This window comes from Dyadobacter sp. CY312 (genome assembly GCF_021390535.1).
Classification (GTDB): domain Bacteria; phylum Bacteroidota; class Bacteroidia; order Cytophagales; family Spirosomataceae; genus Dyadobacter.
Genome location: NZ_JAJUXG010000013.1, coordinates 26,642 through 41,727, shown reverse-complemented (window position 1 = coordinate 41,727; position 15,086 = coordinate 26,642). Strand labels below are relative to the sequence as shown.

Below are 15,086 nucleotides of genomic sequence, written 5' to 3'. Positions count from 1 at the left end.
GGTGAAATTAATTTTGAAAAGGGATGGTCGAATTGAGGCGAATTCGATAAGAGAGTAGTACGATTACAAAGAATTTGAGTAATAAATTGTGGCTAGAAGTTAGTAGCTATTTTGATTAATAGAGAATATGTTTTTAGTATAAGTGTGAAACATGTAAGGTGTATTCCTCAAATATTCATATAACTAATTGGTATTTTTTACTATTTGGAACTACTGTTTGACTGGAAAGTATTATCATTGTAACCAAAACCTCTACTCTATGAAACGAAGAAACTTTTTGGCGGCCTCGACGCTAAGTTTGGGTGTAATGATACAATCCAGGGCAGCCGTTTTTTTGAATTCTTCATCCTCACAGGAACAGAACTTCCTAAGTTATATTAGTATTTCCGGAGCGATCGCTCAAAACCTCGTTTTCCTGGATGACCAACAACTCGAAGCAGTTTATACAGAAAAATCTCGAAGTCTAATTTCATTAGGATACCGCAACCTGAACCGTAAGTTCTACTTGCTTGATGGTAATGAAATGGCCATGTTTCCACTCGTTCTGAAAAATCGTGAAACAGGATTTTTAGATATCAGCGGATTATTCTTTCGTAAGAATCTAACTGGCAACTGGCAGCATTGTACCACGTTTTCTGGCTATCATTTCGATGCCATTAAGCAGGCCTCAGGTGAATTGGCGAAGACTCAATCACATCAAGAACTCGCCAGTCTGATTATGCCGGTATTTACATCTTTAAAATCTTACAGCCCGGGACGAATTGCAACTGTTGGGGGTAAAATGGATTTGTTGGTGAAAATTGGGAATGAAGGCACCACGCTGGATTTTAAACTTATAAAAGGAGAAACACCATTGGTCGCGAAGATTTTTACGAATAGAAATTACTTTGAAGCTGGTATTCTGGCCTAATTTTCAATATTAAAATGTGTTAAACTTCATATTATGGCAGAACCTTTCCTATCCGAAATACGAATTTTTGGCTTCAACTTTCCACCCAGAGGTTGGGCTCATTGCAGTGGACAGCTTATGGCAATTGGTCAAAATCAGGCCTTGTTCTCACTGCTGGGAACTACATTTGGCGGAGATGGACTGACAATCTTTGCTTTACCTGACTACCGGGGACGAGTGCCCATGCACCGAGGTAATGGACATACGATTGGTGAACGGGCGGGGCAGGAAGTACATACGCTGACGATATCAGAATTACCGACACACAATCATTCCGTTAAAGCGATTGACAATGGAAGTACCGCCTCTAATGTGAGCAATCCCGCAGGTAATTCATTTTCAAATTCAAAGCCTGCCAATCTTTACCAGAGTTCTCAAAATAATGTGGTGCCGCTATCTCAAACGACCGTTTCCAATGCTGGTGGAAACCAGCCACATGTTAACATGCAGCCCTTTCTGACGGTTAATTTTTGTATTGCTTTGCAGGGTATCTTCCCTTTTGCGTACTAATGCATCTCGATAGGGTACCATTTTAAAACTTGAAAAACTTACGTTATGGCACTGCCTTTTGTTGGAGAAATAAGAATGTTTGCGGGCAATTTCCCACCGAGTGGTTGGTTGTTTTGCGAAGGGCAGGAAATGCCCATAAGCGAGAATGAGGTGTTGTTTCAACTTATTGGAACAACCTACGGAGGCGACGGAGAAACCACATTTAACTTGCCCGATTTACAAGGACGGACTCCTATACATCATGGTACAGGCCAGGGGCTGTCGCCTCGTACTTTTGCAGAGGCTGGCGGCGTAGAGCAGGTTACTTTGACCACGAATCAAATACCTGCTCATTCACATCCTATGGTAGTCTCAGAAGCGATTGCCAACCTTTCGTCGCCGGCAAATGCCGTGTTGGGTGTGTCGTCGCAAGCAACCGTTTTTTTCGGAGATCCTCCTGGAAATACAACCATGCATCCGGCTACTATTGAAGCAAGGGGTGGGAGTCAACCGCATTCCAATTTTCAACCTTACTTGTGTATTAATTTCATTATTTCGCTTTTTGGAGTCTTTCCATCACAGGGTTGAAACTGGTTAAATGTTAACGAAGCAGATTATTTATTTTAATACGAAACTCAATAGATATGGCGGATCAATTTGTGGCAGAGATCAGGATCTTTCCTTTTAATTTTGCACCTAAAGGTTGGGCATTTTGTGATGGACAAATCATGCCGTTAGCTCAGAACACGGCTCTATTTTCTCTTCTGGGTACCACTTATGGAGGGGATGGGAAATCGACTTTCGCTCTGCCCAATTTGCAAGGATCAGTACCCATGCATCCGGGTCAGGGACAAGGGCTTTCCTTACATGACCTTGGCGAAACCGGAGGTGAGGAGGTAGTCAGTTTGCTTCAATCCGAAATTCCTGTGCATTCGCATGGAGTAAAAGTGGCTACAGAACCTGGCGAGGTGAGGTCGGGTGGTGGCAACAGCATTGCCATTTCCACTGGCGCTCAGGTATATGTTGCCGGTACACCTACCGTGAATATGTCTCCCAATCAGTTGTTACCCAGCGGAGGTGGGCTGCCGCACAATAATATGCAACCTTATTTAGTCTGCAATTTTAGCATTGCCTTGCAGGGAATATTTCCGCCACGCTGGTAGTAGCTATCAATATCCTAACACGACAGGTCATTGAAATTAACAGATAATACAATACAGTTAAAAAGGATAGACGAGGCTGATATGCTTGTGTTGTTCGACATCTATTCCAGTACCAGGAAGAAGGAACTGGAAGTTGTTACGCACTGGTCTGCTGAAATTAAAAAGGCATTTTTAATGCAACAGTTTAATGCACAACATACTTATTATCAGAATAATTATATAGGTGCGGATTTCTGGCTTTTGATAAAAGATGAACAACCAATAGGAAGGTTGTATGTGGATTGGAATAATGCAGAAAGTACGGTAAGGGTCATCGACATTGCTATTTTACCAAGTTGGCAAAATGAAGGGATAGGATCCGGAATTTTTAAAGATCTTATGGTCAAAGCAACTGAGCTGGATCGGCCGCTAAGTATACATGTAGAAAGTTTTAATCCTGCCAAAAAACTTTACGAAAGGCTTGGATTTAAAATGATTAGTGAAACCAACGGAGTATATCATTTAATGGAATGGAAAAATACGATTTGAGAATGCTCACCAGTCAGGATTTTGCTGCCTGTAAGGACGAAAATTTTAGTGTTCATTTGGCACCGGATATGGTGATCACCACCAAGCTGATCCAGGTGACAGAATTTAAGAGTTTTTCCCCGCTCGAAAGGTTGCCCTTTTCACTGGTATTTAAAACGGTAGGCACGCTCAACGGTTTTCCTCAGGGAATGTACGTAATGGAAAATCACACGATTGGTAATCTGGATGTTTTTCTGGTACCCATAGGTCCTGATCCCGATGGCATGAAATACGAGGCAGTTTTCTCCTGATTTTTGATGCGCTTATAATGTCTCAGCCTTTAACGTTATTATGAAAAACCTCTATCTATCCCTCCTTCTTACCGGTCTTGTTATTGCTGGTATCACCACACTTCCGGTCTCAAAAGTGGCTGTGGAGTATGATGTTCAAGGCAGTAATGTGCAGATGACTTCTGCAAAAAACCAAAGCAAAAGGCCGATACAGCCAGTGTATTTGCCTGAGTTAAATAAAACTGGCACCAATAAAATTCTTCTGGCACCATTGATCACAGCTACAAATGCTTATGTTCTCACGAATGATCAGGGTTTGACCGGAGCTTCGGCGGGAGATGAGCTGGAATACACAGTAACCATTTCCAATGGGGGGACGGATGCTACCGGTGTTATTTTTGAAGACGTACTGGATGTTAATACGACCCTGGTTCCCAATTCTTTGATTGCAGGGCCATTGGCACAAAATGATAATTACAACACCATCGGAAACGTTGGGTTAGACATTCCTGGTACGCAGGGAGTGTTAGCCAATGATGTAAGTCCTGGTGGCGCTGCTTTGGTAATTTCAACTCTGTCACCCATCATCACCGCACAGGGAGGAATTGTAACATTGAACCCTGTCACTGGTGCATTTACATATGAAGCTCCGGTTGGATATACAGGAAATGATTCATTCGATTACACAATCGGTAACGGCTCCGGAATGACAGCAACCGCGGCAGTTACCATTAACATTGCCGGGAAGATCTGGTTTATCAATTCGGCATCCACTGCCACTGGTGAGAATGGTTCTGTGCAAAGACCTTTTAAATCTATTGGGGCTTTTCAGGCGGTCAATACAGGAACGAGTCCTGCTGCTACAAACGACGATAACATTTTTATTTATACAGGAACGGGTGATTACGAAGCAGGTATTTCGCTAAGAAATGGCCAGAAACTGATCGGTCAGGGTGCGCAGGCTACATTAGGTACAATAACAGGGTATGCTTCCCCTTCCGGAACGAATAAACTACCCTCCACCGCAGGAACTGCTCCTATTCTTAAAACAACCACCGCAAATACGAACGCTGTTACTCTGGCCAATGGCAATACCATTCGTGGGTTAAATATTACAGCTACAACGGGCAGAAAAATAACCGGTAATAATTTTGGAACGCTCGCGGTGAAAGACGTTGCCTTGTCTGGCGATGGATCAGCGTTGCTATTATCCAATGGGGTGCTTGATGCTGTTTTTACATCCATCTCTTCCAATGTGACAGGCTCGGCGGGAATTTCAATAAGCGCTGCAACAGGTAGTTTGGCAGCGTCGTCGGGTACAATAGCTGCGGCCAATGCAGCTGCCGTTACGATTGCAGGAAAGAGTATTGCAGAAAAACTGACGCTTGGCTTGCAGTTAACAGCGCTGAGTTCGGCAAATACCACAACAGGGATTAAAGTCGAAAATACATCAGGAAGTTTTGTAGTAAACGGAAATGGTTCTGCCGGTTCAGGAGGTGTAATTAATAATATTTCACAACGTGGAGCAGAGTTTCGTGAAGCAAGTGGAATTTCATTAAAACACATGAATTTCGCCAGTGCTAATACAAGCGGAGGTACACCAGTTACGAATGGAGATAATGCTGGTTCCAATGCTGCAATTTATGCCAATAATGTAACCGGATTAACGCTTGAAGGGATATCGGTTTCCGGAACAACAGTACAACAGGGAATTAACCTTAAAGGAGTGTCTGATTTTGCTCTGACAGAAAGCACGTTAACCAATTGCGGTACGTCAGGTTCAGCGGAAGAAGGCTGTATTTATGCCGTAAATACAAAAGGGGCTAGTACAATTTTGAACTCAACGCTTTCATTCCCATCGGGCAGAGCGGCTTATTTCAGAAATACTGATACCAATCTGTCTATGCTAACCGTCGATAATTCAGTATTTGAAAATGCACTCAATTCAACAGGATTGCTTTTTGAAGGATGGGGAACGTCAGACATGTCGCTGAGGGTTGTCAATAACAGCAGGTTTCTCAAAAACCAGGGAGCGGGTGTAGCGGTTTATGCAAATGGTAGCTCTATAATTAAGGCCGACATTCTGCAATCGGAATTTGATCCTACCAATGTTACTGTTTCTCCAAATGACGTTGGAACTGGTATCGATATTGCCGGAAGTGGTACCTCCATTTTGAAATTTAATGTTAAAAACAATACAGTGAAGGCCAAAAATGGCACTGCCATTAATTTATTTTTCTATCAGGATAGTTTTGGAGAAGGAACTGTCGATGGAAACACAATTACATCTAATGGTGGGAGTGGAGCCGGAATTGCTGCACGCGCAGAGGGACTTACGGGCAATCGTCTGGCCAAGGCTGTGGTACGAATCAACAACAATAACATTAATGGGGTAACTTTTGACAGTGGTATCAAGGCAGAATCAGCTTCCCTTAATGCTGGCAGAGTAGATGCAACCATTACCAATAATATCATTGGGCTAAATCCTTCTTCAAGTTTATACAACATTGATGTGAATGCAATTGGTAGTGCTAATTCTGGATCTGTCTCCTATGATTATTACGGAAAAGTATGTGCGGCTATTTCATATAATACCGTTCCCGCAGGCAGTATAGGTGCTGCTGGAATAGCGAGAGTGAGATCTGCAACACCCGCGCACGCTGGTAATCCCGGAACACAAATACTATTGCAAGGTGGGGGAAGTACATTTCAGAATGTATGGAATGGTAATGGCAATACAGCGGGAACGGTCACTTCTACTGGTACCGGTGTATTTACCTATGGAGTTACCTGTGAGGTGCCGACCAATACTGATCTGCCCAATGCCCGGATCGCAGCTGCGAAAGTTGAAGAAGCCCCTGAGGTGAAAAGTGAAAACCAGGCTGTACCAGTCTTGGAAGAACAAACCGCTAAACCTGTTGAAAATACAGAAGGACTTGTAGCAAACAAAATAACAACCAAACCAGCTGCCAGAACTTCGGCGTCGCTGGCTGGTGAAACGGTACTGGTAGATGGGGGAGGAAGTGGTTTTAATATCCCCGCTAACCAGAGTGTGGTCATCAAGTTTAAGGTAACGATCAACAGTAACATACCGGCTGGTACCTGTACGGTTTCCAATCAGGGAAAAATTACTGGCGATGGTTTCAGCGAAATACTGACTGATGATGTTGCACAGGCTGGCTCCACAGATCCAACGGTTACAAATGTTGTTTCAGCACCGGTTTTAACTTCCGTTCCTGCCAATGCAGTTCGGGATTTGGAAGGAGAAAACTGCGTGTCGGGCGAAACATTTACTGCGGTTGCCGCCAGTTGTCCCGCATCTACTGTAACATACAGCGTGAATGGATCGCCAATCACATTCCCATATAATTTCCCCGAAGGGGTTACAACTGTTTCGGTGCTTGCAAGCAACGGTCTGGGAACTGATGCTGCTTCATCTTTCACTGTAACAGTGAATTGCAAGGCGCTACCTGTAACCCTGGTTAATTTCTCTGCCAGAAAAGAGCTTAACACGACCATTCTGAACTGGAAAACAACTGCCGAAACTAATAGTGACAGATTTGAAATACAACGCAGTACCAACGGTAATAATTGGGAACAACTTGGAACGGTGAAAGCAAAAGGTGAAAGTGTTGCAGTGATTCCTTACAGCTACACAGATAATAGTCCGGTACTAATCGGTGCAGCCAATGCTGAGAATCTGTATCGTCTGAAAATGATTGACAGAGATGAAACATTTGCTTACAGCCGTATTGTGAGCGTGCGTTTTGACGAGCAACATCAAATGATACTGTACCCAAATCCGGTTTCGGATGAACTTCGTATCAGTACCAAAGATTGGAAAAACGTTGCAACCGTAGAAATATATAACAACGGTGGTAGCCTGATGTACAAATCGGGCAAACAGCCATCAGAAAAAGTAAGTGTGAAAGACTTTAAAACAGGTACTTACATTGTTCGGGTTAAACAAAAGAACGGAACTGTATCAAGCTATAAGTTTGTAATTATGAGATAAAAGCGAATTTTAAAATGTATTAAAATTCCGGTAACCTGATTGACACATGCAAATGTGTCAATCAGGTTATTTTTTGTTGAATGGTTACAAATAGCCTGTGCAATCGAATGTAAAATTCGTATTTCCGGTCAAAACCAAAATACAATGTTTAAATTGGATGTGAGTCACCTTACACCTCAACAATATGAAAATAGCAACATTCAGTACCCAGGCTTACGACAAGCAGTTTCTTAACGAGTTCAATACAGGTCATGAAATTTCTTACCTGGAAGTTCCGCTGAATGAGCAGACTGCCTCACTTACAAACGGTTTTGATGCTGTATGTGTTTTTGTTAATGATCTGGTGAACGAAGTTATTCTCGATGTGCTGGCGTCGAATGGTGTAAAGCTAATTGTGCTGCGTTGCGCAGGTTTTAACAACGTGGATGTTAAAGGAGCAGCAGAGCGCAATATTACTGTGGTGCGTGTTCCTGCCTATTCGCCGGAAGCCGTTGCCGAACATGCTATGGCGCTCATTCTCACACTCAACCGGAAAACACACAAAGCTTACAATCGGATTCGTGAAGGAAATTTTTCTCTGGAAAAACTGATGGGTTTCAACCTGCACGAACGGAAAGTTGCCGTGATTGGCACAGGTGCTATTGGCAAAGCTTTTTGTATGATCCTGAAAGGTTTTGGCTGTAAAATTGCTGCCTACGATGTCAAACCCGATGAATCTTTGAAGGAACTTGGCGTGAATTACGGAACTTTGGAAGAAACCCTTGCCGAAGCGGATATCGTATCGCTTCATTGCCCATTGCTGGAAAGTACGCATCATTTGATCAATACAGAAACCTTGAAACTGTTTAAACCGGGAGCCATGCTGATCAATACAAGTCGCGGTGGATTAGTAAAGACGGGGGATGTAATAGAAGCTCTCAAAAGCGGACTCTTAGGTGCTTTGGGACTGGATGTATACGAACAGGAAGCTAGCCTGTTTTTCAGAGATTTTTCCGAGGACGTTATTCAGGACGATCAGATCGCACGACTTATCTCCTTCCCAAATGTACTCATTACTTCGCACCAAGGCTTTTTTACCCGCGAGGCCATGGAGCAAATTGCCGTGACTTCTTTCAAAAATATAGACGCCTTTGTAAATGGGGACGAACTGGTGAATAGGGTGGAGTAGATAGCTCGCTCGCCGTCTCACAGCGATTTTTTGAATTAGGTTTATCAATTATAGTGGTTGGGAAATAGCCCGCAAACAACTTTTACATTTCGTTAACATTCTTTTACGGGTATTTAACGGACGCCGCGATAATGCATTTTAGCTTTGTTCAGATTCTTGAAAACAAAAGAAAATGACCAAACTCCTGCACGTCTGCGGCCTATTAATTATTGTTTTTTGTTCCTCCTGTGGACAAAATCAAACTGACACTGTAAAAGACAATCAAAAATTTGCAACCAAAGACTCAGTCATTTCCTACCGGCCTAACGCAATGGTTCGGAATGTAAAGCAGGATAGAAACGGAAACATTTTGCTTGCTGCATCACTGGCTGGTGTCTTTCGGTATGCGGGAAACTCATTCACTAATCTCACAAGTAAACTAGGTCCGCTTAGATACTGGGATGTCCTGGAAGACCGGCGCGGAAATATTTGGGTCGCTACTACTGATTCAGGTGTTTACTATTACCCTTCGGCCGCAGCGGCGACCACCTCGGCAGGGAGCAAATCCTTTCAACATTTTACAACCAGGGAGGGACTTGCCAGCAATAGCGTTATGTCTATTTATGAAGACAAAGCTGGTATTATCTGGTTGGGCACCGGAGGCGGAGTAAGCCGTTACGATCCCAGACGGGCAGTCCCTAGACGGACCGTCGCCCAACGGGCAGGGAATTATTTTCAAAATTTTACAACAAAAGACGGGCTTCCGAATAACAGCATTACTACCATCATGGAAGACAAAACCGGAAAATTGTGGATTGGCTCACGTGGCGAGGCCTGTTTTTATGACCCTTCGTCTGCTCGGCGGTCCGATCCGCTCGGGGCAGGAGGGAAAACATTTACCGTTTTTAAAAATAAAGATGGTAAAGCCTTCAACAACGTATGGGGCTTTACCGAAGATAAAAAGGGCAATATCTGGTTCAGTGCAACGATAATCGAAGATAAAAAAGGCGATAGATTGGTAGTAAAAGCCGGACTTTGGCGCTATGATCCTTCGCTCGGGACAGGCGGTAGTGCTTTTATCAAAATTAATGACAAGGGTACTTCTGCTATAATCGAAGATAAAAAAGGAAATATCTGGACTACCGGTGCAGTACATCCAAATGGAGTCGGAGCATGGAAACTTTTAAGATATGACCAAAAGTCACTATACAATGAAAAGCCCATCGTAACCGAAATAATGTCAATAGACCAAATGCTCTGCGGGATTCTGGAAGCTGAGGATGGGAGTATCTGGTTTGGATCTTTGAGCGGAGTGTATCGTTATGATGGAAAGAAGATAACGGACTTTAAAGACAATAAAGACAAAGAGAAGCAGAAATAAAGTGTATTGCTCCACCTACTTTTTTCGCTAATTATTTATTCACACGGTTTTACTTTAAATAAAAAAAACATGAAAAAATTACTTGTGTTTATTCCTGCAATCCTCCTGGTATTTTTTGTACTAAACTCTTTTGTGATAAAAGAGAAGGAAGCAAAAAAGAAACCAATAAAAGAGGGCAAATCAGCGGGGATTTCCAACATCATTTTTAAGTCTATTGATGGCGGACAAACCTGGCGGGACATTAGCAAAGGACTGCCCGAAAAGTTGCAGAGAGAAGGTGTGGCGAGAGATGGTTTCTTTACAAATGACAGTGGGCTTTACTTACGTGCAGGAAATGGGATTTATCACAGTGAACCAAACTACACAACCGCCTTTTGGACCAAAGAGATTTTTCCGGGTAAACAACGGTACATTACCGCTGGCAAGAATGGGATACTTGCCTATGATTTCAGGGGGCAATTTTTACAAAAAATAAATGGAACGAGTAATTGGTCACCCATGTTCACGACTTTTCAGGAGCAGGCCATACGCATAGACACAACGACAGATTGGATGACCAGGAATTATAATGAGAAAATAGTACATAACGTTTTTGAAACAGACGGAGGCACCGTTTTCATTGCTTCCAACAACATTCTTTTCAGATCCACTAACAGTGGAAAGACCTGGAAACCAACCCAAGTTGGAGATTCTGGAATGAAATTGGTCGAGTCAAACGGTGTACTTCTGTCTACCAGCAAAGAGGGAATATTAAGATCGGGCGATGATGGTAAAAACTGGGATCGTGTGCTCAATGAATGGGGTGCTGGTATTGCTGTGGAACGAATTGATGGAGGATTTGCTGTTATATTAAACAACACATTAACCAAAACGAACAGCATACACATTTCATTGGATAATGGAAAAACCTGGAATGCCATAGGTGAAGACCTCATGCCTTCCTGGGGTAGTTTATTAATGAGAAAAATTGGCTTACTTCAATCTTTATCGGATATTTTATCAATCAAACAAATGGGGAAATATTTAATTTGTGGTCGCACAGATGGTATATTCCGCTCATCTGACATGGGTAAAACATGGGAACAGCTATCACTTCCTCAAATAGAAAATTTCGGCTTCAATTTTTCGGTTTCGGGCAACGTAATGTATGTCATACCAAATAAGGGATGTTAAAAACAACTCCAAACTCAGGAATAATGTGTATTGCTGAGTTTGAAAATATTTGGTTCTATATGATTTGTTGTGGGTAACTTAAAATTGATCACTCAAGTAGGTTTTCGGCTCGAATTAGTATTTTACTTTTTTGTCTTAACACAAAAAAGTAACAAAAAAAGTCAAGGCTGTATGCAAATCTTAACGACAATCGACTTGTTCAGCACCTAACAAAAAAAACTCCTCCTATCGTCGTCAAACAGTTTTTTGTTTTAACGGTGCCGAACAAGTCGGTTGTCTAATTTGCATAAGGCCGCACCGGACAGTGAACAGATATTTGTGATAATTACAAGATTACTTTACCCACTGTGATCATTATGAGCCAAATAATTCGTTAACCGGACGTCTAAAACAACCACCTATATATCAAAATCACCTTCCACAAATCCCCACAAAATCACAGTAAACACAAGTGTTCAAATCATCCGTTTTCCGGAATGGTACATCGGGATCGAGCATGTCGTTGAGGATGTCTGTCAGGAGCAGTTCCGATTTGGCAATGAAATGTTTTGTATCCAGGCCTTCTGTTAGTTCAAGCGGATTGGCAATCAGGTTTTTGGGATCACGGAAAGAGTAGAAACCCGATTTTACCAGGTGATTCCCAAATTCATATGTGGTGTTTTGAAGTTTTAATCCTTTTTCGTCCAGCATTTTGCGGTACATCAGGTATTCGTAAAGCCACAATTGCCTTACGTATCCCATTTTGCGGTCGCCGTCTGTTCTCAGCACTTCATCGCGTTGGGCAGGATCGGCCAGTTTTTGCTTTGCCGAAATCTCCACACTACCCGTTTTGTAGTCCATCACATACAGTGTTCCGTTCTCATCCAGCTCAATGCGGTCAATTTTTCCGCCAATGTTAACAGGCGTAGTTGTTCCCTGAATAATCAGATTAATGGAGGTCCGGAGCGCCTGTTCGGCAGCGAGTATGGTGCGTCGCGGCGTTAGCTCCATGTGGTGTTTCAGGAAGGTCAGTATCTGCTGCTCGCCGATCTGATAATAAATCCGGTTGAGTCCCATGTCAGTCACATAACCCCTGAACAGGTACTCAAACTGTGCCTTCAGAACTGTTTTTATCTCTTCCTCGGATGGATCATTCCTTTTGAGGAAGTACTCTTTATCCAGTGTTTCCAGCGAAGCATGCAGCCAGGTTCCGATTTTGTCCATCCCCAGCTCTTCTTCCACATCTTCTTTTTCCTGTACACCCACAATGTGTTTCAGGTAAAACTGCATAGAGCATCGAATGAATTCATTCAAATGTGTAGGGTAAATGCCTTTTCCTGCCAGATATTGACGAATTGAAGTAAGGATTTCTTCATTTTTTACAACCAGTTCTTCCGGTTCTTCATGTTTGTCCGACTCGAAAACGACGATCTTGTTTTCAATTTTAATCAGTGGATTATACTGTGTCAGCTCGTATTCCACCTGCCTGATAAACCTGCTCTTTTCGCCGCCTCCTGGCGCATCAGTCGTGCTGGTATACAGCATGTGAATTTCCTTCGCCCTTTGTATCAAATGATAAAAATGATAAGACATCACAGCCTCCTGATGCTGGTGTGTAGGAAGCCCAACTGCCTGAGCGGCATCAAACGGAATTAAAGAATTTTGTCTTTTCGCCTGAGGTAAAATGCCTTCATTCACTGACAAAACAATGATTCGTTCAAAATCCAGGGCGCGGGTTTCCAGCATTCCGAGTATTTGAAGATCACTTACTGGTTCGCCGCTGAAAGGAATGCGCGTTTGTCTGATAAGTTCAAACATAAATGAACGCAGGGTTTTCAGCGTAATCAGTTCGGAACGTTCTTCCAGTGTTTGTTCAAACTGTTTTAACAATGTATAAAAAAGATAGAGATACTCTGTTTCCAAAGCGTTTTTGTAATCTTTATACACATCCCGCAGCAGATCGATCAGCTGGTAAAATGAAGACAAAACTTTACCAGAATCGTTTTTCGGCCAATGGCTGAACAATATCCTGAACAGATCATGCCCGTTTCCAAGCTCAATCAGCTCTTCCGAACTCAGGAAAACCCTGTTCTGATCCGTTATTTCTCTGAGCGTCTTTTGAATGATCGTTTGCCCGTCGTCTTCCGGTTTCAGCATCACGTGTTCGTAATGCCTTACAAAGGGATGATTTAAAACCTTGCTCACCGATTTATGTCCAAACTTGGGAACGCGTACCAGTTTGCCGCTTTTATTTCTGAATTCTACAACGTTCTGCTGCAATTCGAAAACACTATCGATGAGCGTGTAAAGCAAAGAACTTCGAAGTGAAAGACCCATGGTGATGTTGAGATCCGTCACGCCTTCGTCCAGCGAATAAAGCATTGGCATCAGCAGGTTTTCATCAGCCAAAACAATCGCGGTGAGCACAGGTTGGGCAGGGTCGTCGTTTGCCCGCATCGTTTTATACAACTCACCCGCAACTTTCGCCTGCAATGTGGCATTGGGGACACCGTATAAGGTGATGTTTTTTGCGGATGTAAGTAAGTGATCGGTGGTTTGATTCCACTCGGTACCGAAGCGTTTGTCTTTCTGATATTCTCTCAGGCTTTTCCCTGCCTCCACGCCTGTATTCGCACTCATGTAGTATGAGTCTGCATCCCAGATCGTCTCCGCTTTTCCTGCTTTTACCAGCGCTGTCACAATCCGTTTTTCCGATTCAGTGAAAGCATTAAATCCGGCGAAATAGATCTTTTCGTAGTCCGTGCCCGAAACCAGCAAAGAATTCACGTTCTCCGCCAGTTGACGATATGCCATTCCACGGTAAGCCTTGTTTTTCAGTAAAAGCCTGCCCCGAAAACTGGCGTATATTTTTTTTATATTTTCAAAAAGTGAAAAGTACTGTTTGGTGCCGTTTCCACTTGGCAATGTGCGACCTGAAGGTAAACTCTCCTGCCAGCGATCTATCGCTCTGGCCTCAGACAGATAATCGAAAAGGTAATTGGTATCAACCAGATACTGATCTATTTTGTCCAGATCGCTCAGCAGAACCGACGCCCATCCCATAAACCGGTCGAATTCAATATCCGGATCTATTTCCTTGAAGGTCTCGTACAGTTCAAAAAGCAGGTGAACCGAATCTTCAATTTGTAACGTACAAATGCTTTCAACAAAATCATCCACAGCCAATACAGTTGGGCTCATTACCGGCTCTGTGGCGGCATTGGCAAGCTCCTGCACCACAAAAAACGCCGCTCTTCGGGTAGGTACCACAATGGTAACTCCACTGAGGTCGGAAGGGTGATTTTTGAAAATATGAGCAGCAACGTGTTGAAGAAAAGTTTGCATTTTGTTTTCTGTAAGTGCGAAATAAAAGAAGGATTCGGGAACAAATCAATGCATACGATCGCCTCTCGGGCTAAGTGTCTGAATGATTTCGGCCTCGTTGTAAAGTAATTCTTTCCAGCGGTTCCTCACAATCTCCTGAGGAATGTATTCTTCCGCGAGTTCAATAAAAGTACGGTAATGACCGGCTTCGGAAATCATCAGTTCGCGGTAAAATTTTTGCAGATGTTCATCATCCAGCGATTCAGAAAGTAATTTAAAGCGTTCGCAACTGCGTGCCTCAATCAAGGCACAAATCAGCAGGCGGTCGAGCAAAGCTTCTTCATAATCGCCCTTGTTTCGAACCAGTTTTAAAAGCTGACCGACGTATTCGTCTTTTCGTTGTCTGCCAAGCGGAATATTACGCTTTTTTAATTCTTTCAAAACCCTCTGAAAATGTCCCCATTCTTCGGCTACAATGGGCGTAAGGGTTTCAACAAGTTTGGCTTTTTCAGGATAATGAACAATGAGAGATATGCAGCTTGATGCAGCTTTTTGCTCGCAATAGGCATGGTCTATCAATACATCACCGATTTGCATGGCAGCGATATTGACCCATCTCGGGTCCGTGGGAAGTTCCAGCCCCAGGGTGGTTAAAGACATAATTCAAAG

Annotated in this window: 12 protein-coding genes; 10 read left to right on the top strand and 2 right to left on the bottom strand. The window is 43.0% G+C overall.

Annotation, left to right across the window (positions count from 1 at the left end; genetic code table 11):
- Nucleotides 1–259: 259 nt before the first annotated feature.
- The 10 genes from LZG71_RS18585 (at nucleotide 260) to LZG71_RS18540 (ending at nucleotide 11,114) form a co-directional block, all read left to right on the top strand.
- Nucleotides 260–910, top strand: coding sequence for a hypothetical protein (locus LZG71_RS18585; RefSeq protein ID WP_233822856.1), 651 nt, complete (start codon nucleotides 260–262; stop codon nucleotides 908–910).
- Nucleotides 911–943: 33 nt separating this feature from the next.
- On the top strand, nucleotides 944–1,459 hold the full coding sequence (locus LZG71_RS18580) for a phage tail protein (protein ID WP_233822853.1): 516 nt from the start codon (nucleotides 944–946) through the stop codon (nucleotides 1,457–1,459).
- Between the two features lie 45 nt (nucleotides 1,460–1,504).
- Entirely contained in the window at nucleotides 1,505–2,026 is a 522-nt protein-coding gene (locus LZG71_RS18575; RefSeq protein ID WP_233822852.1) for a phage tail protein, read from the top strand.
- Nucleotides 2,027–2,082: 56 nt separating this feature from the next.
- Complete coding sequence (locus tag LZG71_RS18570) at nucleotides 2,083–2,601, top strand: phage tail protein (protein WP_233822850.1); 519 nt, start codon at nucleotides 2,083–2,085, stop codon at nucleotides 2,599–2,601.
- Nucleotides 2,602–2,631: 30 nt separating this feature from the next.
- Nucleotides 2,632–3,129, top strand: coding sequence for a GNAT family N-acetyltransferase (locus tag LZG71_RS18565; protein WP_233822848.1), 498 nt, complete (start codon nucleotides 2,632–2,634; stop codon nucleotides 3,127–3,129).
- Complete coding sequence (locus tag LZG71_RS18560; RefSeq protein ID WP_233822846.1) at nucleotides 3,111–3,419, top strand: DUF6916 family protein; 309 nt, start codon at nucleotides 3,111–3,113, stop codon at nucleotides 3,417–3,419. The genes LZG71_RS18565 and LZG71_RS18560 overlap by 19 nt, the downstream gene beginning before the upstream one ends.
- A gap of 40 nt (nucleotides 3,420–3,459) precedes the next feature.
- Nucleotides 3,460–7,413, top strand: coding sequence for an Ig-like domain-containing protein (locus LZG71_RS18555; protein WP_233822844.1), 3,954 nt, complete (start codon nucleotides 3,460–3,462; stop codon nucleotides 7,411–7,413).
- A 184-nt stretch (nucleotides 7,414–7,597) separates the two neighbouring features.
- Nucleotides 7,598–8,581: a 2-hydroxyacid dehydrogenase gene (locus tag LZG71_RS18550; RefSeq protein WP_233822842.1), complete on the top strand. Its 984-nt coding sequence runs from the start codon at nucleotides 7,598–7,600 to the stop codon at nucleotides 8,579–8,581.
- Between the two features lie 172 nt (nucleotides 8,582–8,753).
- Complete coding sequence (locus tag LZG71_RS18545; protein WP_233822840.1) at nucleotides 8,754–9,941, top strand: two-component regulator propeller domain-containing protein; 1,188 nt, start codon at nucleotides 8,754–8,756, stop codon at nucleotides 9,939–9,941.
- Between the two features lie 69 nt (nucleotides 9,942–10,010).
- Nucleotides 10,011–11,114: a sialidase family protein gene (locus LZG71_RS18540; RefSeq protein ID WP_233822838.1), complete on the top strand. Its 1,104-nt coding sequence runs from the start codon at nucleotides 10,011–10,013 to the stop codon at nucleotides 11,112–11,114.
- A gap of 411 nt (nucleotides 11,115–11,525) precedes the next feature.
- Here LZG71_RS18540 and LZG71_RS18535 read toward each other — a convergent pair whose 3' ends face one another.
- Both LZG71_RS18535 and LZG71_RS18530 read right to left on the bottom strand, forming a co-directional pair.
- Nucleotides 11,526–14,438 (bottom strand): PD-(D/E)XK nuclease family protein, encoded by a 2,913-nt coding sequence (locus LZG71_RS18535; RefSeq protein ID WP_233822836.1) that lies wholly within the window; start codon nucleotides 14,436–14,438, stop codon nucleotides 11,526–11,528.
- A 45-nt stretch (nucleotides 14,439–14,483) separates the two neighbouring features.
- The gene (locus LZG71_RS18530) at nucleotides 14,484–15,077 is read right to left on the bottom strand and encodes a tRNA-(ms[2]io[6]A)-hydroxylase (protein WP_233822834.1); all 594 of its coding nucleotides are present in this window, start codon (nucleotides 15,075–15,077) and stop codon (nucleotides 14,484–14,486) included.
- Nucleotides 15,078–15,086: the final 9 nt, after the last annotated feature.

Bases quoted from the DNA above. Each gene is read 5' to 3' on its own strand.
- LZG71_RS18585 (WP_233822856.1), top strand. From the start codon at position 260: ATGAAACGAAGAAACTTTTTGGCGGCCTCGACGCTAAGTTTGGGTGTA.
- LZG71_RS18580 (WP_233822853.1), top strand. From the start codon at position 944: ATGGCAGAACCTTTCCTATCCGAAATACGAATTTTTGGCTTCAACTTT.
- LZG71_RS18575 (WP_233822852.1), top strand. From the start codon at position 1,505: ATGGCACTGCCTTTTGTTGGAGAAATAAGAATGTTTGCGGGCAATTTC.
- LZG71_RS18570 (WP_233822850.1), top strand. From the start codon at position 2,083: ATGGCGGATCAATTTGTGGCAGAGATCAGGATCTTTCCTTTTAATTTT.
- LZG71_RS18560 (WP_233822846.1), top strand. From the start codon at position 3,111: ATGGAAAAATACGATTTGAGAATGCTCACCAGTCAGGATTTTGCTGCC.
- LZG71_RS18555 (WP_233822844.1), top strand. From the start codon at position 3,460: ATGAAAAACCTCTATCTATCCCTCCTTCTTACCGGTCTTGTTATTGCT.
- LZG71_RS18550 (WP_233822842.1), top strand. From the start codon at position 7,598: ATGAAAATAGCAACATTCAGTACCCAGGCTTACGACAAGCAGTTTCTT.
- LZG71_RS18545 (WP_233822840.1), top strand. From the start codon at position 8,754: ATGACCAAACTCCTGCACGTCTGCGGCCTATTAATTATTGTTTTTTGT.
- LZG71_RS18540 (WP_233822838.1), top strand. From the start codon at position 10,011: ATGAAAAAATTACTTGTGTTTATTCCTGCAATCCTCCTGGTATTTTTT.
- LZG71_RS18535 (WP_233822836.1), bottom strand. From the start codon at position 14,438: ATGCAAACTTTTCTTCAACACGTTGCTGCTCATATTTTCAAAAATCAC.
- LZG71_RS18530 (WP_233822834.1), bottom strand. From the start codon at position 15,077: ATGTCTTTAACCACCCTGGGGCTGGAACTTCCCACGGACCCGAGATGG.